The organism is Trinickia violacea (genome assembly GCF_005280735.1).
Lineage (GTDB): Bacteria > Pseudomonadota > Gammaproteobacteria > Burkholderiales > Burkholderiaceae > Trinickia_A > Trinickia_A violacea.
Genome location: NZ_CP040077.1, coordinates 1,678,971 through 1,704,962, shown reverse-complemented (window position 1 = coordinate 1,704,962; position 25,992 = coordinate 1,678,971). Strand labels below are relative to the sequence as shown.

Sequence of the window (25,992 nt, the reverse complement as noted above, 5' to 3'; positions counted from 1 at the left end):
GGGGAACAGGCGGGTTATGCCCGCCAATCCGGGGCTGTCATACGTCCAAAACGAGTCGAGCCGTTTTCGATCGGGAACAGCAAACGGCCATCACGTCATTCAAGCGCTTCTCTTCCTCTGTCAGCACGTGATCTCGATGCTCAGGCACGCCCTCAACCACATCCGTTAAGCATGCTCCACAGACACCTTGCTCGCACACGGTGTTGACGTTGAAGCCAGCCTGCTTCAACACGTCAAGAATGCTTTTGTCGGCAGGCACCTCGAGCTCCACGCCGGATCTGCGCAGGTAGATCCGAAAGGGTATGCTCTTCGTCACCTCTCGCTTGTCGGCAGAGAACCGCTCGAAATGAACCGAGCCGCTCGGCCAATGCGATGCTGCTGTCTCAACGGCGCGCATCAGCCCGCCAGGTCCGCAACAATAGACGTGGCGCCCTTGCACGACATCAACTAGCAGCGCTTTCACGTCGAGACCCTTTCGGGGATCGCCGCCATCGAAATGCATATGCACACAGTCCTTGAATGGGGCGGCCCTCTGCAAGAATTCGACGAACGCGGCGTCCTTTTCGTAACGCGCGCAGTAGTGCAAGGCAAACGGCTTTCCGTCCCGATGTAGACGGTACGCCATCGACATGATCGGCGTGATTCCGATTCCGCCTGCGATCAGCAATGCGGAAGTCGCGCTCGCGGCCATCGGAAAATTGTTGAACGGTCCACTGACTTGCAATTGTTCTCCAACCGCAACTTCGTCATGTAGAAATCGGGAACCTCCGCGGCTTGCCGGATCCTTCAGCACGGCGATCCTGTAGGCATTCCGAACGCCGGGCTCGTCATAAAGCGAATATTGACGGGTAATTCCATTACCCAGATGGACCGCGACATGCGCACCGGGAGCGTACGCGGGAAGATCGGTATAGTCCTCTCGTGTCAGTTCGTAGCTTCGAATTCCGTTCGCCTCGTCGGTCACAGCTCGCACGATGAGCGTTTGTTTGTCCAATGTTCCGGTCTGATGTTGCATCGTCATTACCTCTGGATCGGGGGTGCCAGGTAAGCGGGTGCGCTCGAATGTCGAAACCCGTTCTCCCGAAGGCTTCCGCCTATGCATGTGAAATCTGCACGTGTCGTACGGTCGTGTAGTTTTCCAAGGCATAGACCGACATGTCACTTCCATAACCAGAGGCTTTCATGCCTCCGTGCGGCATTTCTGCCGTGGCGATGCCATGTGCGTTCACCCAAGTCATACCGCAACGCAATCGAGATGCGATTTTCATCGCGTTCCCTACGTCACGCGTCCAAATCGAGGACGCCAAGCCGTAGGCGCTATCGTTCGCATACTGGATTGCCTGCTCAGCGCCGCTGAATCGCGTGACGGAAATGACCGGACCGAACACCTCGCGCTGAACGATTTCGTCACCCTGTCGGGCATTCGCAACGATGGTTGGTTCGTAGAAGTAGCCGTCACCCCAGACTTCGCGCCCTCCCGTCAGGATCTCCGTATGACCCAGCGCGCGCGCCCGGTCGACAAAGCCGGCAACGTGTTGGCGATGTCGCTCAGAAATCAAGGGGCCCATTTCCGTACGGGGATCCTTCGGACTACCCAGGGCGATCGACGCGACGCGACTCGCCAAGTCCGCGACGAAGTTGTCGTAGACCTTTTCTTCAACGTAGAGCCGGCACGGTTGGGCACAATCCTGTCCGGCGTTAAAAAACGACACACCGCGAATCCCTTCAACGACGGCGGTCATATCTGCATCGCTGAAGACGATGACCGGTGCTTTCCCGCCTAGCTCCATGTGCGTATGCACCAGGTGCTGCGACGATGCCTGAAGAATCCGGCTCGCCGTCGCCGGCCCCCCAGTAAGTGAAACCATGTCGAGCAGGCGATTGCTGATCAGCGCATTGCCGGTTGTGGCGCCACGTCCGACGACGACATTGACAACGCCTTTTGGAAATAGTCCTGCCGCCAGTCCGGCGACGCGCAGTGTTGTCAGAGGCGTAAGCTCGGACGGCTTAAGGACCACCGGGCAACCGGCCGCGAGTGCTGGAGCCAACTTCCACGCCGCCATCATCAACGGATAGTTCCATGGCGCGATTGACCCGACTACGCCCACCGGGTCGCGTCGGATCATAGACGTGAATCCGCTAACATACTCGCCGGCGTTCGAGCCGGAAACGCAACGCGCTGCGCCGGCCATGAACCGGATTACATCGACGATCAGCGGAAGCTCATCGGACCTCGTCGAGTGCAAAGGTTTGCCGCAATTTAATGATTCGAGTGCGGCCAGTTCCTCTGAGTGCTCTTCGATCGCCGCCGCCAGCGCCAACAGGTATCCGGCGCGGGTGCTCGGGGGCGTCGCGGACCATCTCGGGAATGCCGCAGCGGCTGCCGCGGCGGCCGCGTTCACTTGCTCGGTAGACGCCTCCGACACGTTGACGATGGATTCACCTGTCGCCGGGTTGACGACGGAGAGCGACTCACCGTCACCCACTACCAGTTCGCCATTTATCAGGTTCATAGTTTGCACGACTCGACCTCGTGGGTTTTCGGTGAATGTTTTCGTTGCGGCGTCAGAACCCAACCTGATCCGAGCCCTTCAGGCCCAAGCGCCTGCGCGCCTCCGCTGGCGTCGCGACAGTGAAGCCGAGCTCCTCGACGATGCGTCGGATTTTTCTTACTTGGTCGGCATTCGACACAGCCAGTTGTCCGCGGTCGATGTATAGATTGTCCTCGAGCCCCACCCGAACATTTCCGCCCATGACGGCAGATTGGGTTGCGAACTTCATCTGATTGCGGCCAGCCGCCAGCACGGACCATTCGAAGTTGTCCCCGAAAAGCCGCTGCGCAATGCTGTGGAGATGACTCAGGTTGTCCGTATCTGCCCCCATCCCGCCGAGAATTCCGAAAATCATCTGGATGAAGAACGGCGGCTTCAGCAAACCTTTGTCGGCGAAGTAGGCGAGGTTATATAGGTGGCCAAGGTCATAGCACTCGAACTCGAAGCGCGTCCCATGTGTGTCGCCGAGCTCTCGCAGCGTGTATTCGATGTCCTTGAAGGTATTCTTGAACACAAAGTCACGCGTCATCTCGAGGAACGCGGGCTCCCAGTCGTGGTTCCATGAGGCATGTTTCTGAAGCATCGGGAAAATGCCGAAATTGAGCGAGCCACAGTTGAGCGACGCCATCTCGGGTTTCGCGACGAGTGCTGCTTCGAGACGCTGCTCAAGCGTCATACCGAGGCCGCCGCCGGTTGAGACGTTGATGATCGCGTCGCAGTTCGCCTTAATGACCGGCAGAAACTGCATGAATACTTTCGGGTCCGGCGTCGGCCGCCCTGTTTCCGGATCACGTGCATGCAGATGGATAATCGAGGCGCCTGCTTCGGCCGCCGCGATCGATTCCGCTGCGATCTGGGCGGGCGTGATCGGAAGATGAGGCGACATGGTGGGTGTATGAATGCCACCGGTTACCGCGCAGGTGATGATGATGGATTTCGACATGTGAGAAACCTTGACGATGCTGGTTGGTAACGTCGTTTCGATTGGCGGCCGTTAAGATCCTGACGCACGGAGTGGCAGTCTCCGTGCATCACTACCCTGACGACGGTATTGCTGTTTAGGACGCCGCCACGCCGGAAGAAAGGCGGCCGGGCGATTCGTCGGAAGCCAATCACATCTGTAAGAGGCGATCACTTCAGCGCGTCCTGATAAGCCTGCAGCAGTAGACCTTGGAAATGGTGAAGCGCGTGTTCGCTCATTCCCGAGTGCTTCGGATCGTTTACAATCCGGCCGCATTCGAAGGCGGGGGTCCCCATCCCGCGTTGCACACTTTCGACAAGATTGATGTCCTCTTGTTGGAGAACATCGCGGATGTAATTGATCGCCTCGATTTCTTGCTGCGTCGGTTCCGCGGATGCGAAGTAAAAATCGTAGGTTTCAATCGTTCGATCTGGCGCGACCGGGATAATATTCAGCACGAGAAAATTGGCGCGGCCCGGATAACGCAGCAGACACGTATTCGGCCAAAGCCACCAGACGGCATGGTCATCGCACGTTGCGCCTTCAACGCTGTATGCGGTATTTCCGGCATTGCCACCCTTGGCCATGTGGCTGGAATAAATTCCGTGCGTCGTTACCTTGTAGGTTTCGAACTTCAGCAGACTAACGAAGTCCTTGTGCGCGGTGGGGCAGTGATAACACTCGAGAAAATTGTCGACGACGTTCTTCCAGTTCGAGTTGATCTCGAACTGAAGTCTGCGAGAAAACGTCAGCTCACCGATATCTGGCGCGAACCGGTTGATTTCGTTTTGCAAATCTCCGCTCTGCGTTGCGAGCGACGCAGCATTGGGATCCATATTCACATAAACGAAGCCGCAGAACTCCTCAACTTGCACCTGGGACAGACAGATCTCGTCCTTCCTGAAGTCGATGAGCGTCTCCGTCATGGGCGCCTGCCTCAGTCCTCCATCGAGGTCGTAACTCCACGCGTGATAGGGACACGTGATGACCCTTGCTTTGCCCTCACCGGTGAGCAGGTGATGTGCGCGGTGCTTGCAGACGTTATAGAACGCACGCAAATTGCCGCTCCGGTCACGCACAAGCGCGATACTGCGGCCGGCTACTTCGGCTACATAGTACGCACCAGGTTCCCGTACCTTTTCAGCGTGACAGACCCACTGCCAAGTGCGATGAAATATGGCTTTTATTTCCGCATCGAAATATTTTTGCTCTGTATAGCACTTGGCATTGAGTGTCGACGACGCCGCGACGTCTTCCTTGTTGAATCCGAGGCCGGCGATCTCAATGTCTCGTTGCGCAAAACATTCGCTCATTACACGCTCCTAAAGATAGGAATAGAAACATTCATTCCAGAGATATGTGCTTTGATGCTGAATGTATGCACCGACGACGGTCTTCGCAAACGAGGAAAAAAAAGCCAAATGACCTAAAAAAACTTGGGCAAACTGGGGCGCAGCCGCAACCTAGTAGAACTCCGATCGGTATTTCCCCGTAGCCATGACGCTTCGTTAAGGAGTCGGCCATGGGAATGCAAAATTTGAACAGTTCGGTCGACACAAAGGCGCATGGGTTTGATCCCCGATAGAGGGAGATGTGCCGGAATTCCCGTTCCTTAGGTCGCAGTCGCGCGATCTACTCGCTCGGTGTTCTGCAGACCTACCGTCCAGTCAGCTTCAAAGGTGCACGACGTAAGCTGGTTCAGAATCAGAGATTCCCGGCGACAAGCGATCTGCGTCAACTGCGTCAACTCAAGTTCGGCGCATTCTTGCCACCGGTTCAGTCGTCCGCGTCGCCACGTTGGAACAACTCCCCGCCAATTGCCCAGTTCGCCGGCGAGCAATCTTCGAAGATGACGTACGTATACTTCGGGTCAACCCGAGCATTCCGGAAGAGGCTTTCCGTAATCTCAGCTGCGATCTCCGCCTTCGCTGTCTCAGTTTTTCCTTCAAACCAACTCACTCTAACGACTGGCATCGCCATCTCCTTTCTTTGGCGTTAGATTGAAATCCCGTTGCTAAGGGTCGGCCGGTCTGCAACACGCGGCTACGCGCATCCTAAGCTGGTAATTCCGGGCAACGCTCAAAATCGCGCGCTGTTATGCTTTACTCAACTGGCGTTTGTGTTCGGCATAGACTCACCATTCTCCCCGTCGATCCACGCATAACCATCCATTGCCAGGGACTCGAATCGGTAAACGTCCTCCTGCGCGACGGTCTGATGGCGCGCGTTGACCAGTCCCATCGCCTCGCCAAATTCGCGGTTCAAAAAAGGGGGCGAAGACGCGGCGGCGCTGAGCGTCGTACGCGACGCTTTCTAGGCGCCGCATGAGAGCCCTCTTGATTCGATGAGCGGATCACTGTCCTGCGCGGCACGCGAAGCGGCAAGCTCGTCGAGCGCCAACCGCGCGCGGTCAAACATGGCCGCGAACGGAACACCTCGTTGGCGAAATGCCACTAAACCGCGTCGCGTGCAATACATTTTTTAAAAATGCTGTACTCAGCCGCATCGAAGAACCTCGCGGCGAGAATGAACGTTACAGTTCGCGTTGAGATCGCCACTGATTGGGAGGCAACGGACACCTTCGAAAGTTGCCAGTTTGAACGCTCGAATCCCGAACTTGAACCGGCGAAGGTCAGCCTGCCACCGACTGAAGGAAGAGATCTGCTGCATAGGCTGCAGAGCATAGTGGTGACAGCGGAAGCTGAAGAGGTCTGTAGTCCGCTTGAAGAATATTTTCTCAGTAGCGGACGGATCTCGGATCGATGGGATGGGCAGCATGCTGCGCAAGTGGCGCAGCATATCGTGTCGCGGCCGGGACGATTAGTTTCACAAAGAAACGGGCGACCTCGCCGCACAGAATCTCGCAGCCCGCGGTACCTGGCCGCCCCCAAACGCGGCGCACCCAATTCGCAGTGGTGTTTCGCGTCGTCAAACCGAGCGAGCGCCACCTCTCGCCGATAACAGCGGGCTCGCCTTGCAGGGCTAGCCGGACGGTAGCAAAACGTGGCGGCTACGCTATCGCCGACCGGGCACAAGAAAGGAGAACTTTCTCAGCCTTGGCGTCCCGTACTTTGGCGTTGCCGCTCAAGGCTAGCTCGCCTCCTTCAAGCGACGACTGCCTTGCGCGATTTCGATCGCGGTCACCTTCATCAGTTCGAGAACGTCATCAAGGTCAGGCAACCTGAGAGTGCCACGCCCGATGAAAATCAACAAGCCTTCGAGTTGCGTCACGATGAGCGTCGCACGCGACAGACATTCGCGAGCCGTGGCCGTTCGATCAATTTCGCGCACCAAATCCACGTAGATCGCACGATACGCGAAATACGCCCTCTTTAGCAGCTCCTGGGCAATTTCAGAACGTCCTGTAACCGATAACATCTCAAGCCAAAAACGGCAAACGCGTGGATCGCAATTTTCCTCGAATACATCCTCGATCAACACACAAAGCCGTTGTAATGCCGGCTTGTCACTTGGCCTCACCATGTCTGCGTATCGATCGAGATACGTGTTCATGAGTGCGGCTACCGTGAAGTTGAAAAGATCCTCACGTGTCGGGAAATAGTGCTGCAGTGCTGACGGCAACAGCCCCAACTCTCGGGCGATACGCGCCTGAGTAAAGTTCGCATGACCCTCTGCCGCGAATACATTAGCAGCCGCCGTCACGATCTCATTGATCTTCGCCTCTCGGCGCTTCGCTTGCATCGTTGGTCTGCTATAAAGGACATCTCTGCTCTTGCGTTGCACAGCCAAATCGAGGCGACCTTGCAGCACGTAGATATCGGAGCCGAATACTGCGGTGTGCGACGGTCCTGTCCCCGCACTGTCGGATCGCACTTTTTTGCCTGCGTCGAGGGAGTCAAGCTCAGCATGATTTCCTTCGAGACGCTGCTTCCCCGAGAGTCCGGCGATCTTCTGCATGTAGCGCTTGGCGGTGCGCGCGAACGCCGCGTTATCCTTCTCGAGTTCCCCGCTTTCGCGTTCGAAAAGCATCATGCCGCCCGCCAGAGCAGCAAGTGCAAACGCGCGGACATCGCATTCATCCATTGTGAATGTCTGATTGATTTGCTTGATGAGGCCGGCGATACCATCGAGATACTGCGAATAAATGCCACCCATCAACTCGGCGGCGTAAGGTTCGCGATGCCCGAACGCCCACGCTTCAATGAGGAAATTCGTCAGTTTGGTATCGTAGATATCAAGGAAGATACGCTCCGCTAATGCTGAGTAGCGACTCGAAGCATTTTCCCCTTGCCTATTGATCAGTTCCGCGTAGCGCTCCAGCGTCTCGCGCATGCCCAATTCGAGAGTCACTCGCAGCAACTCTTCCTTGGTTCGAAAATAATACTGCAGATTTCCTAGCGTAATCCCAGCTCGCGCAGCCACACGACGTGCCGAAAAAGTCGCGTACCCATCCTCTTCGAAGACCTCTCGGGCGGCCTGCACAATCTCGGCAAGACGAACCTCACCTTTGCTTCGCTGCACTCGCGTGATATCGGGCGCGGCGGGATTGACGTCTGCTGGCGTCGGCACCACTGGCAACATCGTCTTGCTCGACACGCTAGGCCCTCCAACAAAGAAAATGCTTTGAATTCATTGTAGGTCACGACACCAGGGAACGGAAATATCCTTCGGTGGTATTGAGGGACATGCTCCGCGTAACGACGCTCTGTGCCGCACCGACACGTTTTTAGCGCCATATCAAACGCGAACATGGAATTCCGGCTACCTATTCAGTCACGCGAAGCCATGCCGGCTAGGCTCCTGTGCCATTTCTGGTCTGCGACGCGACCCATCGCGTAATGTCATACAGGTAGGTGTTTTCACTCTCTTTTCAACCTTGATTTTAGGTCACTGTCACACTAATCTTAGGTCAAAGAACCGGATATTTTTGGTCACATTGCACAGACAATTAGGTCGCACCGCTTTTGTGTCGATAGTTCGTCTGTGCAGTCGGAGGCATTGAGATGTTGCCGTCCTACGCGTTGCTCGATCGCCAAAGCGAGTCCCAGGCAAATCCCCTTTCGCTGCACAACGGCGAAGACCTACCGAGGATCAGTCAATCGCTCCGAGGCCAGGTCAAAAAATGGTTTGCGCCAGCCATTAACACGCCGGTGAAATTGACTCGACACGACAATCCGAACCTTCAATGCGTCCGGGCGGAGCTGATTTCAACAACGCAGCAGAAAGTAATCTTTTTCTTTAGACATCCTGATGGTGAATGGCGAGTATTTCCACCTCGCCCCACGCATCCGACCATGCGTGCCTGCTTGATGGCAGCATAAATCACCTTCGCCAATAATTGAAAGGAGTGGATGAGATGGACATCCTTGAAATGGCGCGAAATTCCGGCATGCTCGTGATGCTGGACGGGCGAATCGGCCGTGAGGAATATCACAGCGTGTCTGGGTCGCTGCAGGCGCTTCAGCGATTCGCAGATGCCTTACGCGAATCCCTCAGCCTTAAGGCGAATGAAGATAATGCTTGTCGCCAGCACGCCATTTGATTCACGACCGACATTGTGATGCGCGCTTCCGTCCCTGGAGAATCGAGAGAGTGCCTCCCGACGCCGGCAGCCCAATGTTGGTCAGAAGAGGAAGGCTTGATGTCGAAGTCCATTTACTATCGATTTCTTTGTCTGAGTATCTCCATGCGCACGATGGGCATAAAGCACATCAGGTCCGCCCTGCCCGCAAGACGCAAGATTGATCTCGGCACCTCGTTGTTACCGAGGTCGTGTTGGACCCGAAACGCTCGTATGCGCTATAGGGGTTGCGCGGCGTACGAGGAGTAGGCCGTCGTAACAAGCCATCCACGATCGAACTGAAGCGCGTCTTCGCACGGCAACGAACCTGAATGTCATCGGCGGACATGTACTCGAATCCGTCTCGGTATTCTTCATGGGACTGCGGCTCACGCTGCATCAGTTGTAGCCGAGGATCGCGACGGTTGCGACATCGGGCCGATCGCTAACGGAGCCGATCAGCCGAGACGTTGGCGCTTTCATTGCGGTCGAGTAGGGCGTGACGGACGCAGCAAACCGTTCGCGCAGGTCGGTGCGTGGACCATCGGCCATTACGTCGTCGGCAACCGTGTATTTGTCGGACATCGAGAAGGTCATCTTTGCTCCTTGATCAGGCTCATGAATTCAGTTCGACCGCTCGGCGCAGCGTGACGTCGGCCGGTTCGTCCGCGCGCTGCAAGCGCCTTCTGGTTCGCCTGGTGATGCCGATCACAGCGGCCACCACAGGCAGGATCAGCAGGCCTTCGGCCAATTCCGGCTCGACCGGCAGCCACAGCACATGCAACGCCTTGAATGCGGCCGCAGTGAGCGACAGCACGTAGTAGGAAATTGCCGCCACCGACAACCCTTCGACCGCGTGCTGCAGATGCAGTTGGTTGCGCGCGGTACGCTCCATGCCGGCGAGCAGACGCGTGACGTCCTTCTCCTGGGCGAGGTTGACGCGAGTGCGCAGCAGATCGACCGCACGCGCGATGCGATCCGCAATCTGATCGTGGCGTGCCCATACGGTCCTGCACGTCTCCATAGCAGGTGCGAAGCGTCGTTCCATGAACTCAGCCATCGTAGGCATGCCCTCGATACGTTCCTCGCGCAATTCCTGAATGCGTGCGAGCACCAGTTTTTCGTAGGCGCGCGATGCGCTAAAGCGTCCGACGGAACCCGACAACGCCTCGACGCGTACCGCGAGATGCGTGAGACTGACGAGCAGTTCCGCGTCGTTGTGATTTGCATCCGCCGCATCCATGCGACGCATCAGCGTTTGCAGCGCCGCATGGATGTCGTCCAGATCGCGGGCCATCCTACGCGCGACCGGCAGCGCAAGCAGCGCCATCATCCGGTAGGTTTCGATTTCATACAGGCGCTGCAGTAGACGGCCGCCCTGCTCTTCACGAAAGTCCTCGTCGATCACGAGAAAACGCATCAGACCATCTGGCGGTACGCTCCAGTCGCAGAATACCTTTCCGCCGCCCAGCACCTTGCTGCCGGCGAGAATCGGGCCGCCTATCCAGTCGCGCGGCGCGCCGCAGGTCGCGCGCGCCGAGTCCCCGCTCACAAGTTCAAGCCGCGCCGCGACCAGCAGCATGCCATCGAGCTGGCGGAACCAACCTGCGGGAATGCCGCGAATGGCGAGGTCGTCGAACCAGCCTTGATCGTTTCGCGGTGCAACAAATGTAAACGTCGAGAATTCGGTGTGACGCTCCCACTTCAGATGCCAACCGCATGGCGACTGCACCGAGCAGTGCGTGGCCCCTTCAGCGGGCGGCTCGATGCCGGTCTCGCGGCATAGCACGTGAACCAGCGTCTCATGAATGGCCGGGTTGCCGTCGTTGTAGACCGCGTAGTGCGTCATCGACGCCGAGCCCGAGAGCCGCAGAAACGGACGCGCATGCAATTCTCCGGCGAGCGTCGCGCGTAGCGGATGATCCATGGTCAATACACCGTTCATTCGGGTTCGCGCCGGCTGGTTCGCCGGTCATCGTGCAACACAGTCGACAAGGACATGAGAGCTGGCAGCGACCGCATCTAAATTCAATACGTCGAACTATGACAGATATGCATTGACAACAAAATCGCATAATATTGATCGTTGCTCTCAGTTTTCTTGATAGATATGAAGATGCTCGATCACGACGTGATGGCCACGATCGTCGCCATTGTGGAGACTGGCAACATGTCGCGCGCGGCCGAGACAGTGAACCGTTCGCAGTCGGCGGTGAGCATGCAGATCAAGAGTCTCGAGGAAGCGCTGGGGCGGCAGCTGTTCGTGCGCCGCGCGCGCAGTGTCTTGCCGACTCGTGAGGGAGAGGTGCTGCTCGGCTTCGCCAGACGGATGCTGGCGTTGCGCGACGAGGCATGGGCTGCCGTAGTCAGGCCGGACGTGACCGGCAAGGTCGTAATCGGCGTGCCGGACGACTATGCTTCGTCGCTGCTGCCGTCGGTGCTGAAGAAGTTTTCAGCGACGTATCCGAAGGTGGAGATCCAGGTTATCGGCCTGCCGAGCAGCGCCCTCGCGCCGCTGATCAAGGAAGGCGCGGTCGATCTTGTCTGTGGAACGAAAGTCAAAGGCCTGTCGGGAGAGTTCGTGCGGCTTGAGCCGATGGCCTGGGCCGCCGACGTGAATGGTCCGCGAGTATGGGAGGAACGACCGCTGCCGATCGCTGTGTTCCTGCCCGGCAGCGTGGCCCGCGAAAATGCGATCCGCAGCCTGCAGAAGGCCAAGGTGCCCTACCGAACATCGTACGAGAGTCCTAGTCTGCTCGGACTCCTCAGCATGGTCGAAGCCGGTCTGGCGGTCGCCCCGCTCGCGCGTTGCGCTATACCGGCACAGCTCGCCGTGCTCGGACGCTTGCATGGGCTACCTGAGTTGCCGTCGCTCGAGCTTGTGCTGGCGAGAAGCGCGAAATCCAGCCGCCCGCCTTGCGACTTTCTCGCGGAACAGATCATCGCGGACCTCCGCGGGCAGCCAAACCAGTCCCGCGAGCCTCCCCTAGCCGCTCGCAGTGGACATAGGCTGTAAGCCGACTGCCTGTTATTCCCTAAAAGATTGAGAGCGTGCAGGACCCACGCGAGACCGGTTTAATCGAGTTGTCGGACCGCGTACAAGCCACAGCGAGACTGGGGGCGCCCCTTCGGCGTCGGCTTTCAGGAGCAGCAGGCGTCAAACCACCCTGGCGGACGTGGTAAAGAACGGTAGCAACGATCGCTGACAACCCGGTACCGAATCGTGACCGAATCAGAGCATGACCAGAGAGACGGCCCACTCACCCCGAGACTATTCGCTCGCTGAAAGACATACATCTTCGTGTCTTAATGACAATGCCTGCGCGATGTCACGCGAAACCTGCCGCTCGAAGGTCCGGCGAAGCAGCTCGAACATATCGGCGGGCAAATGTCCAAGCTCGTTTTCGCGGAAGCCCAGGTAGAACGAGCGGCTTGGATTGTCATACGGTCTACCATTTCGAGAGAACGACGACAACTGGATGACTCGAATGTCCGGCACGTAGTGCCGGGATTGCCAAACGCACAGCGGCGTCGTCACCGCGAATCCCAACCCTGCGGCAACGAGACTGAGTACCGGATCCGTCGCGTCGAATTCACATGACCGCTCGATGTGCTCCCCATTGGACGCCAGATAGGCATCAATGTGCTGCCCGATGACCGAACGCGCACTGTAGCGGATGAATTGCAGGTTTCGGCTGAGCGCGGCAAGCGTCGTAAACCGGTCGACTTCGAAGTTTTTGGGTAGCACGACAACGTACGGCTCGGCAAACAGCTTCTGCCTGCGAATTCCTGGGGTTTGAGAAAAGCTCGTGGTCGTGACCGCCATATCGAGTTGGCGAGCCTCGAGTTGCGTATCAAGCGTGGGAGTAATACCCGACCAAAGACGGATCTGGTGAGACGTGCCGGAGAGCGCCCGGTAGATGACTGGGCCAATGGTCGCGGCGAACGAATCCACGCAGCCCAGCCGCACGACCACCCTCTTGGCTCTCGTCACATTCCGCACGCTCTCTATCATCTGGTCTGCGCCCTGGAGCAATACCGTTGCATGCTCGAACAGTCGCTGCCCAGCTGCAGTCGGTCGCGCTGGGCGCGTCGTGCGATCAAGGAGCGTGGTATCGAGAATCGTCTCCAGCACCTTGATCCGATGCGAAACGCCCGCTTGAGATATGGCCAAGCGGTTCGCGGCGTCGGAGATCGAGCCGGCCTCTACGACAGCCACCCAGCTGGCAAGCAGGTCCCAGTCGGGATACAGTTCAGGTGTGCTTTCTTTCATGGTTGACGAATACGTGGCCGCTGAATGTAGCACGAGCGGCACGCGAGCGAAAGACGACGGCTGTGGCATGTTGGCCCCGAAAACTGGTGAACGCCAGGATCCCGACCCGGTTTTCGCCAGCGGCAAAAGGTGCGGCCTGCTCGGATAACTTGAAGTAATGCCAAAGCGAAAATAAAGCGGGTTGACGCTAATTTCTTGCGATCCGATACTCAGCGTAAAGCGAATCACACCCTGGCCAGCAACGCCAACGAAGCTTCGGCCTGTCGTTCGCTCCCCTCGCGGCAAAGGCGGCCTTTTCGCACCGGTCGTCTGAGTATTGGTTCCAAGGCGGCGCTCCAAATCGAGACATGAATTCACCAGACAGACTTCTTGACCGTCCTATCAGGACGACTGATAGACTCGTGAGCGCAAGCACATGGGAACATGGCGGTCGGCTCTGGCCGAGCAATGAGCAGCTGACGCTAACGTGCTGTCGTGTCATCGACGAGACTCACGACGTCAAGACTTTCCAGTTTTGCACTGAGGATGGTTTGCCGGTGCGCTTCGAACCGGGTCAATTCATGACCGTCTCGGCGCGGGTGGGCGAGCGGGCGGTTGAGCGCTGTTACACGATCTCGTCCCCTCCAACCCGCCCTTACCTCCTATCGATCACGGTGAAGCGAGCACCGGATGGCGTGATGTCGAACTGGCTTCACGACAACATGAAGCCGGGGACCCGTTTGCGAGCTTATGGGCCGTCCGGTCGGTTCACGCCGATCGACGCGGTTGCTCCGAAGTTTCTGTTTCTGTCGGCTGGATCAGGCGTTACTCCGCTGATGTCGATGACGCGCGCCAGCATCGACCTCGGACTGGACCGCGACATTGTCTTCGTGCACAGCGCGCGAACTCCGTCGGACATCATTTTTCGCAACGAACTCGCACACCTCGCGACGCTGTCCCCTCGCCTGCGCGTTTTGTCCGTCTGCGAAGGCCTAGGCGACGAACCAGACTGGACCGGCCCGACCGGTCGCCTAAGCCTTAAGTTTCTACAGGAATGCGTCCCAGATTTTGCGGAGCGTGAGATTTTCACATGCGGCCCCGGCGGCTATATGAGCGCAGTCCGGCAACTGCTGCACGAGGGCGGTCACAACCCAGACCGCTATCACCAGGAAAGCTTCAACTTCGCGGAAGAAGTTGCCTCGCAGGCAGTCGAGCCTGCTAGCGATGCCGCCCAGGCGACCTATACCGTCAAACTCTCGCGCTCGTCGCGGTCATTCACGATGAGCGCGTCAGAAACGGTTCTTGCTGCCGCAAAGAAGGCCGGTGTCCCAATTCCCTCCTCCTGCAGTCAAGGAATCTGCGGTACATGCAAGACCAGGGTACTTGAGGGCACGGTCGACATGAATCACCAGGGCGGTATTCGCGACAGGGAAGTCCAGAAGGGATTCCGTCTGCTGTGCTGTAGTCGACCAACATCCGATCTGCTGCTGGATCTTTGATACCGCAGGGAGAAAGGAGGCAGGACCGAGACCCGACCCGGCCGTCAGGCCTGGGCTACCACCTCTGAATTTTGCCTCACGTCAACGAGACGCAATCAGGAGACATGATGTCAGGAAATCGCGGAGTCGTTTACATAGGTCCCGGCAAAGTGGAGGTGCAGAGCATCGCGCTTCCGCAACTGTCTGATCCCGCAGGCCGGAAGGCTAACCATGGCGTCATTCTGCGCGTCGTGACCACCAACATTTGCGGATCCGACCAGCACATGGTTCGCGGCCGGACGACAGCTCAGGCAGGACTGGTCCTCGGCCACGAGATAACGGGTGAGGTGATCGAGGTCGGCTCCGACGTGCTGACCCTCAAGAAGGGCGATCTGGTCTCGGTCCCGTTCAACGTCGCCTGTGGTCGTTGCCCGATGTGTAAGTCCCAGAATACCGGTGTCTGCCTGAATGTGAATCCGGCGCGCCCCGGTGGGGCGTATGGCTATGTAGATATGGGTGGATGGATCGGCGGTCAGGCGGAATACGTCATGGTTCCCTATGCGGACTTTAACCTGCTCAAATTCCCTGATCGCGACGCGGCGATGTCCAAGATCCGCGACCTCACCTGCCTCTCTGACATTCTTCCCACCGGGTACCACGGTGCTGTGACGGCCGGCGTGGCGCCGGGAACCACCGTGTATGTCGCGGGGGCGGGACCAGTTGGCCTCGCCGCTGCTGCAGCGGCACGGCTCCTGGGCGCGGCGGTCACCATCATCGGCGATGTGAACCCGAAGCGGCTGGAGCACGCCCGCCGCGTCGGGTTTGAAACGGTCGACCTTTCAGAGGACGCGTCCCTTGCCGAACAGATCGCGAGTCTGCTCGGTGAGCCCGAGGTGGACTGTGCCATTGATTGCGTCGGCTTCGAGGCCCGTGGGCACGGCCATTCCGGCTCACAGATCGAGGCCCCGGCAACAGTGCTCAACTCCTTGATGGAGGTGACCCGAGTCGCAGGCAAGATCGGTATTCCAGGCCTGTATGTCACGGATGATCCGGGCGCGGCAGATCCGGCAGCCCAGAAAGGCAGCCTTTCGGTTCGCCTCGGCCTCGGTTGGGCGAAGTCACATTCCTTCTTCACGGGACAGACGCCCGTGATGAAGTACAACCGAAACCTGATGCAGGCGATCCTCTGGGACCGGATCAACGTAGCAGACGTCGTCAACGTGACGGTCATCTCACTCGACCAGGCGCCAGAGGGGTACGCTGAATTCGATTCCGGCGTTCCCAAGAAATTCGTCATTGATCCGCACGGTAGCCTGAAGGCGGCGGCCTGATTCGAGCCGTCTTCTGGACGCAATCTCGTTCCGGCGAGCCAATGTTTGGACTGAGCAGCGTTGGGGTGGCTCGGTCAAACCGATCTCCAAGGGGAATGTGGAATTTGCGCCGGCCTTGCGCCGGCGTTTTTTTCAGGTAGCCCGCCTGTTGTCCCCTATGTCATTCGTGTAGGCCGATACACTTGCGCTTGGCCACATACAGTTTCACGCACCTGCAAGTAAAGGTTAAAGCGCATTGATGCTACTTTCTAACGGTCAATTACTCCCTGAAACTTCAGGGTAGGCATTCGATGTCGTGGTGCCAGTAGCTCAGTGTCGCGGTCAACAACTCACTTCTGGAATTGGCATGGCTTTCAAGAGAACCATTAACGCAGTGGACACGCATTCAGGCGAACCCATGCGGGTGATTACAGGCGGTGTGCCTCATATCCCGGGAAATTCGGTCTATGAGCAAATGAGATGGCTTGAACAGAACGATGATCAGCTTCGTCTGTTCATGCTCCGGGAGCCCCGCGGCTATCCCCCTCTGTGCTGCAACCTGATCGTTCCGCCGAAGCATCCTGATGCGGCTGCCGGCTACATCATCATGGAGCAGGTGGAATACCCGCTCATGAGCGGAGGAAATACGATCTCCGTCGCCACTGTTTTGCTGGAAACCGGAATGATCCCGATGCAGGAGCCGGTGACCGAGTTTCAGTTGGAGTCCCCTGCAGGGCTCATCGGCATTCGCGCCGAATGCAGCAACGGCAAGGTAACCCAGGTGACCTTCCGGAACGTGCCGGCTTTCGCGGCGCATCTCGACGCCGTGATAGACGTGCCGCATCTCGGCAAGGTCACGGTGGACGTGGGTTGGGGCGGCATGTTCTACGTTATCGCGGACGTTCGGCAGTTCGAATCCCTCAGACTGGTTCCGGAGATGGGACGCGAGATCACCCGCGTTTCGTCGCTGATCCTGAAGGCGGCACAGGAACAGCTCCCGGTAGCGCATCCCGATTACCCCGGGATTGGCATCACTATCTCGCAGTTATCTGGACAGATCGACAATTCTCCGTACAACTGGAAGAATGCCGTGACAGTGGCGAGTGGTCCTGTCGATTTCGACAATCCCGCAACATGGACCGGTACGTTGGACCGGTGCCCCTGCGGGACCGGCATGTGCGCGAAGATGGCAACGCTTCACGCGAAAGGCCAACTTAAAGTCGGCGAACTCTTCCGCAACGAAAGCCCGCTTGGGATTCCATGGAACGGCCGGCTTGTCGGAGAAACCCGGATCGGCGACTACACGGCGGTTGTGCCCACAATCGGCGGCCAGTCCTGGATCACTGGCTACAGCACGTACGTTCTCGACCCCACCGACCCGTTCGTGAACGGCTACACCATTGGGGATATCTGGGCAGTAAAGTAACGGGGAGTACCAGTGTCGAATGGGCCGCTCTGTAGAAAGGGCGGCCCGTCCTCGATAGAAAGCGCGGCCACCCTTCGATTGGCGCGCGCGGACGCCGCGTTGTCAGGCCGCGATGACCTGCAGCTTCTGCAGGATCATCGGGTCGATCGAGAGACCATCCGCACCCGACGCCTTCAGCGCCTCCGCCTTTTCCGATCCGGGAATAAAAACCCCGTGGACTACGTGCAGCGTCTCAAGTTGCCTGGCTAGCCGCGCTGCGAATTCCGGATCTAGCAACGCGGGATCAAGTGCGATGACACTAAGGCCCACGCCCGGGCTTTGACTTCCGTGCAAAAACGATGGCGCTTCCAGTGACCAGTTGCCCCCGGACATCGCAGCCAGCACTTCGACCATCAGTGCAATATTGCCGCCCCGGATCCCACCAAAAGGCAGAAGGGCGCCGGCGAGTGCGGCAACAGGATCGCGCGTCGGCATCCCTTCGCTGTCGATAGCCCAGCCGTCCGGCAACGTCTTGCCCTCCTCTGCGGCCTGCCTGATATTGACGTACGCGGTCGCGCTCGAGGCCTGGTCGATCAGCAACACCGGGCCGCCTTCCTGTGGCGCGGCGAACGCCAGCGGATTCGTGCCATAAATGGCACGCTTCGCCCCAACTGCAGCCATCAATGCCGTCGCGTTTGCCGCAGCCAGAGCGACGAGGCCCGCTTCCGCCAGTCGTTCAACATAGTAGCCGAGGGCACCGCATGTATAGGCGTTCTTCTGCGAGAAAACGGCGACTCCGCAACTGCGAACCGCCTCCACAAACTCGTCGAAGACGTGGTCGAACCCAAGATGAGCGATGCCCCCTCGAGCGTCCGAGCGGAACATCGCTGCCTTTGGCCGTTCGATTAATGGAATCGCACGTCCATCAAGCCGGCCATCCTTCATTGCGTCGAGGTAGTCGAGAAAATGGCTGATGCCAACGGAGGTTTGACCCCGACACTCTGCCGCAATCGTCGCGGTCGCGAGCGAAGTCGCAACGTCGTCCGATGCACCACTCGCCAGGGCTGCATTTTTGCAAAGTGCAAACGCTTCATGGATGCTGGTCACGGCACCTCCCTGTCTCGTCAAAGCCACGTGCTTTCGAAAGGAAAACTGGACAGCGGTTCACAACCAGCTTCGGTCAGCAACACCTGCTGCTCCAGTTTTACCCCTTCACCACCATTCTCGGCACCAATATAGCTTTCAATGCACAGGGCCATTCCGCTCTGGAAGTGCCCGTCATATCCCCCACTCTCCCAGTCCGAATAGTGAGCGATCGACGGGTACTCGTCGACCAGGCCAATGCCGTGCGCCACACAACTGTAACGATTGCGCGCGTACTGCGTCGGTATCTTCCAGCTGCGCTGCGAAAACTCGCGAAAGGTCATGCCAACGCGCAACAAATCCATGTTGAAATGGAGTTGCTCGTGAGCAGCCGCATACAGCCGCCTCTGATCGTCAGTCGGGGGGACATGACCGACTGTCCACGTACGGGAAATGTCCGCGCAGTAACCGTACGGACCGACAAGGTCCGTGTCGAACGCCAACAACTCGCCTGCACGCAACAACTTTGAGCTGCACTCCTGCATCCACGGATTCGTCCGCTCACCTGATGCCAGCAGCCGCGTCTCGATCCACTCACCGCCGTATCGGACGTTCTCAAAGTGCAGATGTGCCCACAGTTCCTGCTCGCTAATCCCAGGAACGAGCGCTTCGTGCATCCGCTCGATACCACGCTCGCAAACAGAGATTGCTCTGCGCATGACGGAAATCTCATCTCCCGACTTCACGCACCTGGCCTGCTCGACGATTGACTGCCCGTCAATTACGCGCACGCCAAGCTTCTGCAAGGCATACACCCCTTCCGGGTCCAGGCGGTCCGCTGCAACGCACATGTCGGCGGACTGGTCACGCAGGAGCTCCACGATCTCCGCAGCCCATTGCTGCGCGCGTTGCGCCGATTCTGGCCCGGCATTGAAATAGTTCCAGCAGGTCGCACCGCGAATCTCTGACACGCAGTCGATGCCACGCCATACATGCTCGCAGTTGTGGAATTCGAACGCGACGACCGGCCCCGAGGCAAACACAATGACGTATCGAGTCGGATTGCGGCCAGTCCAGACCTGCATATTAGACGAGTCCGTCGCGTACCGGATATTCACCGGGTCATAAAGGATCATCGCAGGACAGTCATTCTTGAGCAGTTCCCCGCGCAGGCGACCTAGCCGGTACGTTCGCACATTCTCGAGAACCTGATCTCCACCATTGCAACTTGTCTCGATCGGTTCGGTCATCGCATGCACAGTTCTAACGGTCGACATTCTTTCTCCCAAACATGGTGTCCTCATGGGCGTTCTGCGATCAGCGGATCGGTCGCAGAGAAACCCGGAAGCGGCCAGTATTGGAAGGTCCAATGCGGTCGTCAACTTCATTATTTTTCCACTCGCATAATCTTAAGTTATCCGACACTTTCTTCTGCTCCCAGTGGCCCAGTTGCTTCTAGATCGGCGATGGATCGTCGCGTAACCAGTCGATGAGTCCGGCTATCGAGAACGAGATGGACCTGCCATGAGGAACAATTATGAAATAGGAGTCGGACGGCTTGCATGATGCCGTCCCCAGTCGCACTAACTCACCGGACGCGAGCAGATCGTGCACGAGCCGCGACCAGCCCATTGCAACGCCCTGACCATACCGCGCGGCCTGAACGGCATCAGTATAGATGCTGCATCGCAGCGCATAGTTGACTTTTGCCCGGCGATAGCCGACCAAGTTGAACCACTCCTCCCAGCCCATCCAGCCTTCAGACGTCGAATCGGACTCAATCAGCGGGAAGCGCGCAAGCTCCTCCAGGGATTCGGGTGCGGCGTTCTCTCGCAGCCAGCGCGGTGAACAGACGGGAAAAACTTCTTCGTCGAACAGGAGGGTTGAACTGCCATCCCTCCAGGATCCGTCACCAAACCTGATCGCGACATCCACCTCGTTGTGGCGCAGGTCGGCCGTGAACATCTGCGTCGTCAACCGCAACTGCAACCCGGGTTGCAGCCTTTTCAAGTTCGCGAGACGTGGAAGCAGCCGCAGTTGCGAAAACGCGGCAGTGGAGGCCAACACGAGTTCGTGCTGCTCCATACCCGTTGATAGGCGGTCAAAGATTCCCGCAATCTTCTGCATAGACTCGGCGATCACGAGATACAGCGACTCGCCTTCGTTCGTCAACGCCACTGAACGATGTAGTCGGTGGAAAAGCTTGATCCCGAGCGTATCCTCGAGGAACCTGACCTGTCGGCTCACCGCCGCCTGGCTGACGCCCAGCTCGCCTGCAGCGTTCGTGAAACTGCCAAGCCGCGCCACCGCTTCGAACTCGACAAGTGCCGTCATAGAGGGAATGATCCGCCGATAGCCCTTCGTGCCTCTTGTAATTTTCATCTATATACCCTGAATGGTAGGTCCCGGAAGCGTGCGCCCGGTTCCGGCCGTTTTGCATCTCGCCTGCCCGGCCCTCGGACGCTACGTACGCCGCTGTTCCGTGCTGGCATTGAGGCAGAGTCGCCGCAACTCCAGCGACCTGACTGTCCGTGTTTCCGTTCCGTCGCCAGGTTCATCGCCGGCCGCCCCGCTCCGCGGACGCCCGGTGCGCGATTGCTTGCATAACTTCAAGTAATAGGACATGGAGAATAAAGGCCGTTGACGCTTCAAAATTGCACTTCAATACTGTAAATACGGCTTCGAATGAGAAGCCCGCCTGTCGAAAACAACGCCATTTGGAGCACATACCGTGTCTGTCATCCCCATCAAGACCCACCGCGAACTGATCGATAGCCGGAAGCCCGGCTGCGGACTGCCGGGCGAGCTTTTCGGTCGTCAAGACGTCTTCGAAAATGACTTCGATGTCTTCTTCAACAAACTGTGGATTCTGGTCGGCGTGACTGCGGACGTACCCGAGCCGGGCGATGTGTCCACGGTGGACATCGGCAAGTCTTCCATCATGATTGTGCGCGACGACGACGAGAACATCCGCGCGTACCGCAATCTGTGCCGGCACCGCGGCTCGCGGATCATGAAGCAGCCCGGGAAGGCAACCGTCGGCAGGCTGGTTTGCCCGTACCACCAATGGACATACGACCTTGATGGCAGCCTTCTGCATGCATCGCACATGGGTAAGGACTTCGACCCTTCCTGCCGCAGCCTCATTCCTGTCCACACAAAGGTCGTCGGCACGCATATCTTCGTGTGTCTGGCTGACGAACCCCCCGCCGACATTGCGAAACTCGAGGAAGTCATGGCGCCCCGCTTCGCTCCGTACGAGTTGCAGCGGACCAAGATTGCCTATGAGTTCGAGGTCGTCGAAAACGGCAACTGGAAGCTCGTGATGGAAAACAACCGGGAGTGCTATCACTGCGAAGGCACGCATCCCGAACTGACGAACTCGTTCCTGCCGGAAGATTTCGGCTTCTGTCCGGACGGGCTCGGGGAAGAGGCGCTCGCAGCCTATGACACCTATGTTGCTCGCAATGCCGCGAACAAGGATAACTGGGAGAAGGACGGCTATATCTGCTCGGTTTTCGAGTCGCTGGACGAGAGCGTGTACACGAATTTCCGTACGCAGCGCCTCGTGATCGCCGGCGCCAACGAATCGCAGACGATGAGCACAAAAGTCGCCTCCACCAAACTTCTGGGCACGATCACGCGACGTGACCTCGGAGATGTTCATATGTGGGGGCACAATGCATGGACCCACGTCATGAGCGATCATGCCGTGATCGCGTTTATCCTTCCGATCGCGCCCGACAAAACTCTCGTCCGCACCAAGTGGCTTGTCCATGAGGACGCCGTCGAGGGTGTCGACTACGATCTCAAGACCCTGACGGAGGTCTGGGTCGCGACGACGCAGCAGGACGCCGAACTGGTTCAGAACACGCATAGCGGGACCCAAGATCCGGGCTATATCCCGGGTCCGTTCTCGCAATATACGGAAGCCGCGCTCGATCAGTTCACCCGTTGGTACTCGGCTCGCCTGAAAGAACAAGGTATCTAGGCCCCCGGCCAGCATGACGGGCAGTCCCCCGGGACTGCCCGTGCGCCATTCAGACATCTCACAGCCTTCTGCCCACGTGCTCATAACATAGAGCCAATGCGGGACACCAAACGCCCCCTCCATTGAACATCTCCGACCGCAGTGCTCTTCAGAGCACAAAGACTGACAACTCCTGAGACAGGATTGCTGCGTGTTCCTTCAGCGATGCCGACGCAGCCGCGGCCTGTTCAACCAGCGCCGCATTCCTTTGGGTCATTTCGTCTAGGTCGCTCACGGAGCGGGTAATCTCCTCGATACCGTGTGACTGCTCGCGCGCCGACCGAGCCACGTCACTCATGATCGCAGCCACCCTGTCGATGCGCTCCACGCTGAGATTGATGGATTCGCCCGCCTGCCTCACGAGTCTGCTTCCCTCCCGGACCTGTTCCACCGTCGCTTCGATCAGAGCCTTGATTTCTTTCGCGGCGCTCGCGCTTCGCTGCGCAAGACCGCGTACCTCCGTCGCAACCACTGCAAAACCTCGCCCCTGCTCACCCGCGCGCGCCGCTTCAACCGCAGCATTCAACGCGAGGATATTGGTCTGAAAGGCGATTCCCTCGATAATGCTCGTGATATTGCCTACCCTTTCCGATGATTGCTCGACCCGGGCCATGGTATCAGTGGCAATCGTGACCTTGTCGTGACCGGTTCTGGCCGCCTGGGAGGCCCCGCTCGCCTCATCCGTCGCCTGTACTACCGAGGCCGCAGCATTCCTGCCCGTCGCATCGACCTCTTCCATCGCCGCCGCGGTTTCCTGAAGATTTGCCGAGGCCATTTCGGTTCGCGACGAAAGATCCCGATTTCCGGAGGCAATCTCGGACGCCGCCGTGTCTACCGAGCGACTGACGTCTCGTACCTGAGAAAGGATTGCATGGATTTTTTCGACGAATACGTTGAACGATGCTGCAATTTTCCCCACCTCGTCCGTACCGTCTTCTGCTAACCTCTGGGTCAGATCCCCACTGCCCGAGGCGATAGCCTGCATTGCGTCCTGCACCCGGGAAAGCCGCACGAAGCTACGGCTGACCACTGCTCCCGCGACAACTAGCGACAATATCGTGATGAGCGCGGCTACGACGGTGCTCCAGAGAACAAGCGCATGAAGCCCGGCATTCCCTTCGGCAACGTCGAGCGCGACAATCAGCATCCAGTTTGTATTGGGCACCGCCGCGCCGCGCAACAGGAAACGCTTGCCGCCAATCGTCACTTCCCTCAGTTCCGCCTTGCCCACGAGGTCTTTGATATTTTCAGGCGTCAGCCAGTCGGAAAGGTTCTCGGCCCGATTGAGTATCAAACCAGCTTCTGGATGGGCAACAATCTCGCCGGCACTATCGACGATGAAGGCAAAACTCGATGGCGTGGGCTTCATCGTTCGGATCGTGTCGACGATCGTGTTCATGCGGATGTCGCCTGAGACCACCGCCCGAAGGTCCCCGTTTTGAAAGATGGGCACGGGAAACGACACGACAAGTTGCTTTGTGACTGGATCCCGGTATGGCGCCGTCACTGTCGGCTTGCCAGTAGCTTCGGCCGTCTTGTACCACGGAGACGCAGTGGGATCGTAGCCTGCCGGCAAGCCCTCGCTATTGAGCAGTTTCGACGTCTTGTCAGCGTAGCCGGCATACACGTTTGTCAGCTTGCCAGCAATCGCCACCTGACGAAAGGCACCTAGCGGGTCAGGCTCGAGTGCCGCGGTCTTCAATGACGTAACCATTCGCTCTCGAGTCTCGACCCACTCCCCAATGCTGATAGTCTGCCCGTCGACCAAGCTCGCGAGATTGCGCTGCGTACCCTCGTCGTTGAAATTCTTCATCAGAAAATACGAAAGCAATGTGGTCACTGCAACCGAGGCCAGCACGATACTCACTATCGCGCACAGCATTTTTGTCTTGATGGTCCGTAACATCTTCGCAACTCCCGAAATGAGTCGACCATCAGACCCACCGCCTGCCAGATTCTGTACCTTGCAGGTGTGAAAGCGGCAAACCCGTAGACGACACGCGTCGTTGTTATTTATTTTGCAAAACGAATGATTTAAAGCGTGATTGGTTCACGATCTTATTTCGTTGTAACTTCACTCACCGGCATTCACCTCGCCGGAGTTCAAAGCATCGCTCACGGATGAAAGATCTGTGAATTGAATTCGAGAACGACCAGCCTGATACCCATAGATGTTCCAACGCCTCAGGCGACACCCTCCCCCTATCCCGGAGCCAAAAGACGATGCGTCCTTATAGCGCACGGGCAGGAAGAGGGTCCACCTGGTCTCTCTGCTGCCCGTGAAGTGAATCACGGGCAGACAACACAGTGCACCCAGCCTGTCAGTTTTGTCCGAGCCACACCGCAAATTTCTGGTTAAGATCGTCGGAATGGTCAGCCCAGAAATTCACGTCTACGTCGACTGCATCCTTCTGATTCGCCGGGTTTGTGGGGAGATATGGGGTAACGGCAGGATCAACTAGTGCAATCGAAGATTTCCGCATCGGGCCCAAGGCCGTCGCCGTGGCGAGCTTCGCGAGCTGCTCGGTTTGCGTTGAGAACTTGACGAAGTCCTCCGCGGCTTTCAGGTTCTTGGTTCCCTTGACGATCGCGAGGCCTTCAATATTTTTCACCTCGCCGTCCCACAGGAAGCCAAACGGCTTCTTGTCCTGCTTGACCGCGACCCAGATCCGGTTAGGATACGCGCTGGTCATGGTGACCTCGCGGTCCGCCAGGAGCTGAGGCGGTTGCGCGCCGGCTTCCCACCACACGATCGACGACTTGATCGTGTCCAGCTTCTTGAACGCCCGGTTGACGCCTTCCGGCGTCGACAGCACCTTGTACACATCCGCCGACTTTACGCCGTCCGCGAGCAACGCCCATTCGAGTGCACCTTCCGGTGATTTCTTCAGGCCGCGCTTGCCCGGAAACCGCTTCAGGTCGAAGAAGTCTGCGATCTTGGTGGGTTCGCCGTTCTTGAAGGCATCCTTGTTGTAGGTAATCATGGTCGACCACGCCACGTTGCCGACCATGCAGTCCGTCACCCCGCCCGGCAGGAAGTCCGCCTTGGCCGGCGCACCCGATTTGCCCGGGGGCAACGACGCGGGATCGATCTTCTCGAGGAGCCCTTCGTCGCAGGCCCTTGTGGCGTCAGCCAGTTGCATGTCCACGACGTCCCAGGTGACATTGTTCGTCTGGACCTGGCTGCGGATCTGTGCGATGCCGCCGTTGTAGGTGTCGGTCTTGACGTTCGTACCGTCCTTCACAGAGAACGGCTTGGCGGCCGTGGATACCTGCGAATCCTGGTATGAGCCGCCCCACGTTGCAAACACGATGTCTCCCGCCATAGCCGAAGCGCTCACCATGCCAATTGCAGCCAGCGCTGCAAAGTGCGCGGCCAGTTTCATGTGCAGTTTCATGC

21 protein-coding genes and 1 pseudogene are annotated in these 25,992 nt (G+C 58.2%); 8 read left to right on the top strand and 14 right to left on the bottom strand.

Features of this window, described 5'->3' with window-relative positions:
- Positions 1-37: 37 nt before the first annotated feature.
- The 5 genes from FAZ95_RS07720 to FAZ95_RS07700 form a co-directional block, all read right to left on the bottom strand.
- A complete protein-coding gene (locus FAZ95_RS07720) occupies positions 38-1,015 on the bottom strand; it encodes a PDR/VanB family oxidoreductase (RefSeq protein ID WP_175425543.1) in 978 nt (325 codons plus the stop codon).
- A 79-nt stretch (positions 1,016-1,094) separates the two neighbouring features.
- Positions 1,095-2,513: a gamma-aminobutyraldehyde dehydrogenase gene (locus tag FAZ95_RS07715; protein WP_175425682.1), complete on the bottom strand. Its 1,419-nt coding sequence runs from the start codon at positions 2,511-2,513 to the stop codon at positions 1,095-1,097.
- Between the two features lie 52 nt (positions 2,514-2,565).
- Positions 2,566-3,495, bottom strand: coding sequence for a 3,5-dioxohexanoate:acetyl-CoA acetone transferase (gene kce, locus FAZ95_RS07710; protein ID WP_137331908.1), 930 nt, complete (start codon positions 3,493-3,495; stop codon positions 2,566-2,568).
- A 188-nt stretch (positions 3,496-3,683) separates the two neighbouring features.
- Positions 3,684-4,826, bottom strand: a complete 1,143-nt coding sequence (locus FAZ95_RS07705; RefSeq protein ID WP_137331907.1) for an aromatic ring-hydroxylating oxygenase subunit alpha — start codon at positions 4,824-4,826, stop codon at positions 3,684-3,686.
- A 463-nt stretch (positions 4,827-5,289) separates the two neighbouring features.
- On the bottom strand, positions 5,290-5,487 hold the full coding sequence (locus tag FAZ95_RS07700) for a tautomerase family protein (RefSeq protein WP_137331906.1): 198 nt from the start codon (positions 5,485-5,487) through the stop codon (positions 5,290-5,292).
- A gap of 552 nt (positions 5,488-6,039) precedes the next feature.
- Here FAZ95_RS07700 and FAZ95_RS39965 point away from each other — a divergent pair.
- A pseudogene (locus tag FAZ95_RS39965) lies at positions 6,040-6,231 on the top strand (ISKra4-like element ISBte2 family transposase); the annotation flags it as partial.
- A 372-nt stretch (positions 6,232-6,603) separates the two neighbouring features.
- Here FAZ95_RS39965 and FAZ95_RS07690 read toward each other — a convergent pair.
- On the bottom strand, positions 6,604-8,070 hold the full coding sequence (locus FAZ95_RS07690) for a TetR/AcrR family transcriptional regulator (RefSeq protein ID WP_137331905.1): 1,467 nt from the start codon (positions 8,068-8,070) through the stop codon (positions 6,604-6,606).
- Between the two features lie 407 nt (positions 8,071-8,477).
- Here FAZ95_RS07690 and FAZ95_RS07685 point away from each other — a divergent pair, with 407 nt between their 5' ends.
- Both FAZ95_RS07685 and FAZ95_RS07680 read left to right on the top strand, forming a co-directional pair.
- On the top strand, positions 8,478-8,795 hold the full coding sequence (locus tag FAZ95_RS07685) for a hypothetical protein (RefSeq protein WP_254699838.1): 318 nt from the start codon (positions 8,478-8,480) through the stop codon (positions 8,793-8,795).
- Between the two features lie 35 nt (positions 8,796-8,830).
- Positions 8,831-9,016 carry a hypothetical protein gene (locus tag FAZ95_RS07680; RefSeq protein WP_137331904.1) on the top strand — a complete coding sequence of 62 codons (186 nt, stop codon included), beginning with the start codon at positions 8,831-8,833 and terminating at the stop codon, positions 9,014-9,016.
- Positions 9,017-9,433: 417 nt separating this feature from the next.
- Here the strand turns inward: FAZ95_RS07680 and FAZ95_RS07675 are convergent, their stop codons facing one another.
- Positions 9,434-9,631, bottom strand: coding sequence for a hypothetical protein (locus tag FAZ95_RS07675; protein ID WP_137331903.1), 198 nt, complete (start codon positions 9,629-9,631; stop codon positions 9,434-9,436).
- A 19-nt stretch (positions 9,632-9,650) separates the two neighbouring features.
- Positions 9,651-10,961 (bottom strand): DUF3422 family protein, encoded by a 1,311-nt coding sequence (locus FAZ95_RS07670; RefSeq protein WP_137331902.1) that lies wholly within the window; start codon positions 10,959-10,961, stop codon positions 9,651-9,653.
- Between the two features lie 183 nt (positions 10,962-11,144).
- Between FAZ95_RS07670 and FAZ95_RS07665 the strand changes: the two genes are divergently transcribed.
- Entirely contained in the window at positions 11,145-12,050 is a 906-nt protein-coding gene (locus FAZ95_RS07665) for a LysR family transcriptional regulator (RefSeq protein WP_137331901.1), read from the top strand.
- Between the two features lie 255 nt (positions 12,051-12,305).
- On the opposite strand, the gene FAZ95_RS07660 is transcribed toward FAZ95_RS07665, so the two are convergent.
- Positions 12,306-13,307, bottom strand: a complete 1,002-nt coding sequence (locus FAZ95_RS07660) for a LysR family transcriptional regulator (protein ID WP_137331900.1) — start codon at positions 13,305-13,307, stop codon at positions 12,306-12,308.
- A 347-nt stretch (positions 13,308-13,654) separates the two neighbouring features.
- Between FAZ95_RS07660 and FAZ95_RS07655 the strand changes: the two genes are divergently transcribed.
- The 3 genes from FAZ95_RS07655 to FAZ95_RS07645 all read left to right on the top strand — a co-directional run bounded on the left by FAZ95_RS07655 (position 13,655) and on the right by FAZ95_RS07645 (position 17,500).
- Entirely contained in the window at positions 13,655-14,785 is a 1,131-nt protein-coding gene (locus FAZ95_RS07655; protein ID WP_137331899.1) for an FAD-binding oxidoreductase, read from the top strand.
- A 107-nt stretch (positions 14,786-14,892) separates the two neighbouring features.
- Complete coding sequence (gene fdhA, locus FAZ95_RS07650; protein WP_137331898.1) at positions 14,893-16,095, top strand: formaldehyde dehydrogenase, glutathione-independent; 1,203 nt, start codon at positions 14,893-14,895, stop codon at positions 16,093-16,095.
- Positions 16,096-16,441: 346 nt separating this feature from the next.
- A complete protein-coding gene (locus FAZ95_RS07645; protein WP_137331897.1) occupies positions 16,442-17,500 on the top strand; it encodes a proline racemase family protein in 1,059 nt (352 codons plus the stop codon).
- A 102-nt stretch (positions 17,501-17,602) separates the two neighbouring features.
- Here FAZ95_RS07645 and FAZ95_RS07640 read toward each other — a convergent pair whose 3' ends face one another.
- The 3 genes from FAZ95_RS07640 to FAZ95_RS07630 all read right to left on the bottom strand — a co-directional run bounded on the left by FAZ95_RS07640 (position 17,603) and on the right by FAZ95_RS07630 (position 20,944).
- A complete protein-coding gene (locus tag FAZ95_RS07640) occupies positions 17,603-18,586 on the bottom strand; it encodes an Ldh family oxidoreductase (RefSeq protein WP_137331896.1) in 984 nt (327 codons plus the stop codon).
- 17 nt (positions 18,587-18,603) lie between these two features.
- Positions 18,604-19,839 (bottom strand): M24 family metallopeptidase, encoded by a 1,236-nt coding sequence (locus FAZ95_RS07635; RefSeq protein WP_137331895.1) that lies wholly within the window; start codon positions 19,837-19,839, stop codon positions 18,604-18,606.
- Positions 19,840-20,017: 178 nt separating this feature from the next.
- Entirely contained in the window at positions 20,018-20,944 is a 927-nt protein-coding gene (locus tag FAZ95_RS07630; RefSeq protein ID WP_175425542.1) for a LysR substrate-binding domain-containing protein, read from the bottom strand.
- A gap of 349 nt (positions 20,945-21,293) precedes the next feature.
- Here FAZ95_RS07630 and FAZ95_RS07625 point away from each other — a divergent pair, with 349 nt between their 5' ends.
- The gene (locus FAZ95_RS07625) at positions 21,294-22,553 is read left to right on the top strand and encodes an aromatic ring-hydroxylating oxygenase subunit alpha (protein WP_137331894.1); all 1,260 of its coding nucleotides are present in this window, start codon (positions 21,294-21,296) and stop codon (positions 22,551-22,553) included.
- A gap of 148 nt (positions 22,554-22,701) precedes the next feature.
- Here FAZ95_RS07625 and FAZ95_RS07620 read toward each other — a convergent pair whose 3' ends face one another.
- Both FAZ95_RS07620 and FAZ95_RS07615 read right to left on the bottom strand, forming a co-directional pair.
- On the bottom strand, positions 22,702-24,498 hold the full coding sequence (locus tag FAZ95_RS07620; RefSeq protein WP_137331893.1) for a methyl-accepting chemotaxis protein: 1,797 nt from the start codon (positions 24,496-24,498) through the stop codon (positions 22,702-22,704).
- Positions 24,499-24,913: 415 nt separating this feature from the next.
- Positions 24,914-25,990, bottom strand: coding sequence for a polyamine ABC transporter substrate-binding protein (locus tag FAZ95_RS07615; protein ID WP_137331892.1), 1,077 nt, complete (start codon positions 25,988-25,990; stop codon positions 24,914-24,916).
- Positions 25,991-25,992: the final 2 nt, after the last annotated feature.

Excerpts from the sequence above, each read along its gene's own strand:
- FAZ95_RS07720 (WP_175425543.1), bottom strand. The coding sequence starts at position 1,015 with ATGCAACATCAGACCGGAACATTGGACAAACAAACGCTCATCGTGCGA.
- FAZ95_RS07715 (WP_175425682.1), bottom strand. The coding sequence starts at position 2,513 with ATGAACCTGATAAATGGCGAACTGGTAGTGGGTGACGGTGAGTCGCTC.
- kce (WP_137331908.1), bottom strand. The coding sequence starts at position 3,495 with ATGTCGAAATCCATCATCATCACCTGCGCGGTAACCGGTGGCATTCAT.
- FAZ95_RS07705 (WP_137331907.1), bottom strand. The coding sequence starts at position 4,826 with ATGAGCGAATGTTTTGCGCAACGAGACATTGAGATCGCCGGCCTCGGA.
- FAZ95_RS07700 (WP_137331906.1), bottom strand. The coding sequence starts at position 5,487 with ATGCCAGTCGTTAGAGTGAGTTGGTTTGAAGGAAAAACTGAGACAGCG.
- FAZ95_RS07685 (WP_254699838.1), top strand. The coding sequence starts at position 8,478 with ATGTTGCCGTCCTACGCGTTGCTCGATCGCCAAAGCGAGTCCCAGGCA.
- FAZ95_RS07680 (WP_137331904.1), top strand. The coding sequence starts at position 8,831 with ATGGACATCCTTGAAATGGCGCGAAATTCCGGCATGCTCGTGATGCTG.
- FAZ95_RS07675 (WP_137331903.1), bottom strand. The coding sequence starts at position 9,631 with ATGACCTTCTCGATGTCCGACAAATACACGGTTGCCGACGACGTAATG.
- FAZ95_RS07670 (WP_137331902.1), bottom strand. The coding sequence starts at position 10,961 with ATGGATCATCCGCTACGCGCGACGCTCGCCGGAGAATTGCATGCGCGT.
- FAZ95_RS07665 (WP_137331901.1), top strand. The coding sequence starts at position 11,145 with ATGAAGATGCTCGATCACGACGTGATGGCCACGATCGTCGCCATTGTG.
- FAZ95_RS07660 (WP_137331900.1), bottom strand. The coding sequence starts at position 13,307 with ATGAAAGAAAGCACACCTGAACTGTATCCCGACTGGGACCTGCTTGCC.
- FAZ95_RS07655 (WP_137331899.1), top strand. The coding sequence starts at position 13,655 with ATGAATTCACCAGACAGACTTCTTGACCGTCCTATCAGGACGACTGAT.
- fdhA (WP_137331898.1), top strand. The coding sequence starts at position 14,893 with ATGTCAGGAAATCGCGGAGTCGTTTACATAGGTCCCGGCAAAGTGGAG.
- FAZ95_RS07645 (WP_137331897.1), top strand. The coding sequence starts at position 16,442 with ATGGCTTTCAAGAGAACCATTAACGCAGTGGACACGCATTCAGGCGAA.
- FAZ95_RS07635 (WP_137331895.1), bottom strand. The coding sequence starts at position 19,839 with ATGTCGACCGTTAGAACTGTGCATGCGATGACCGAACCGATCGAGACA.
- FAZ95_RS07630 (WP_175425542.1), bottom strand. The coding sequence starts at position 20,944 with ATGAAAATTACAAGAGGCACGAAGGGCTATCGGCGGATCATTCCCTCT.
- FAZ95_RS07620 (WP_137331893.1), bottom strand. The coding sequence starts at position 24,498 with ATGTTACGGACCATCAAGACAAAAATGCTGTGCGCGATAGTGAGTATC.
- FAZ95_RS07615 (WP_137331892.1), bottom strand. The coding sequence starts at position 25,990 with ATGAAACTGCACATGAAACTGGCCGCGCACTTTGCAGCGCTGGCTGCA.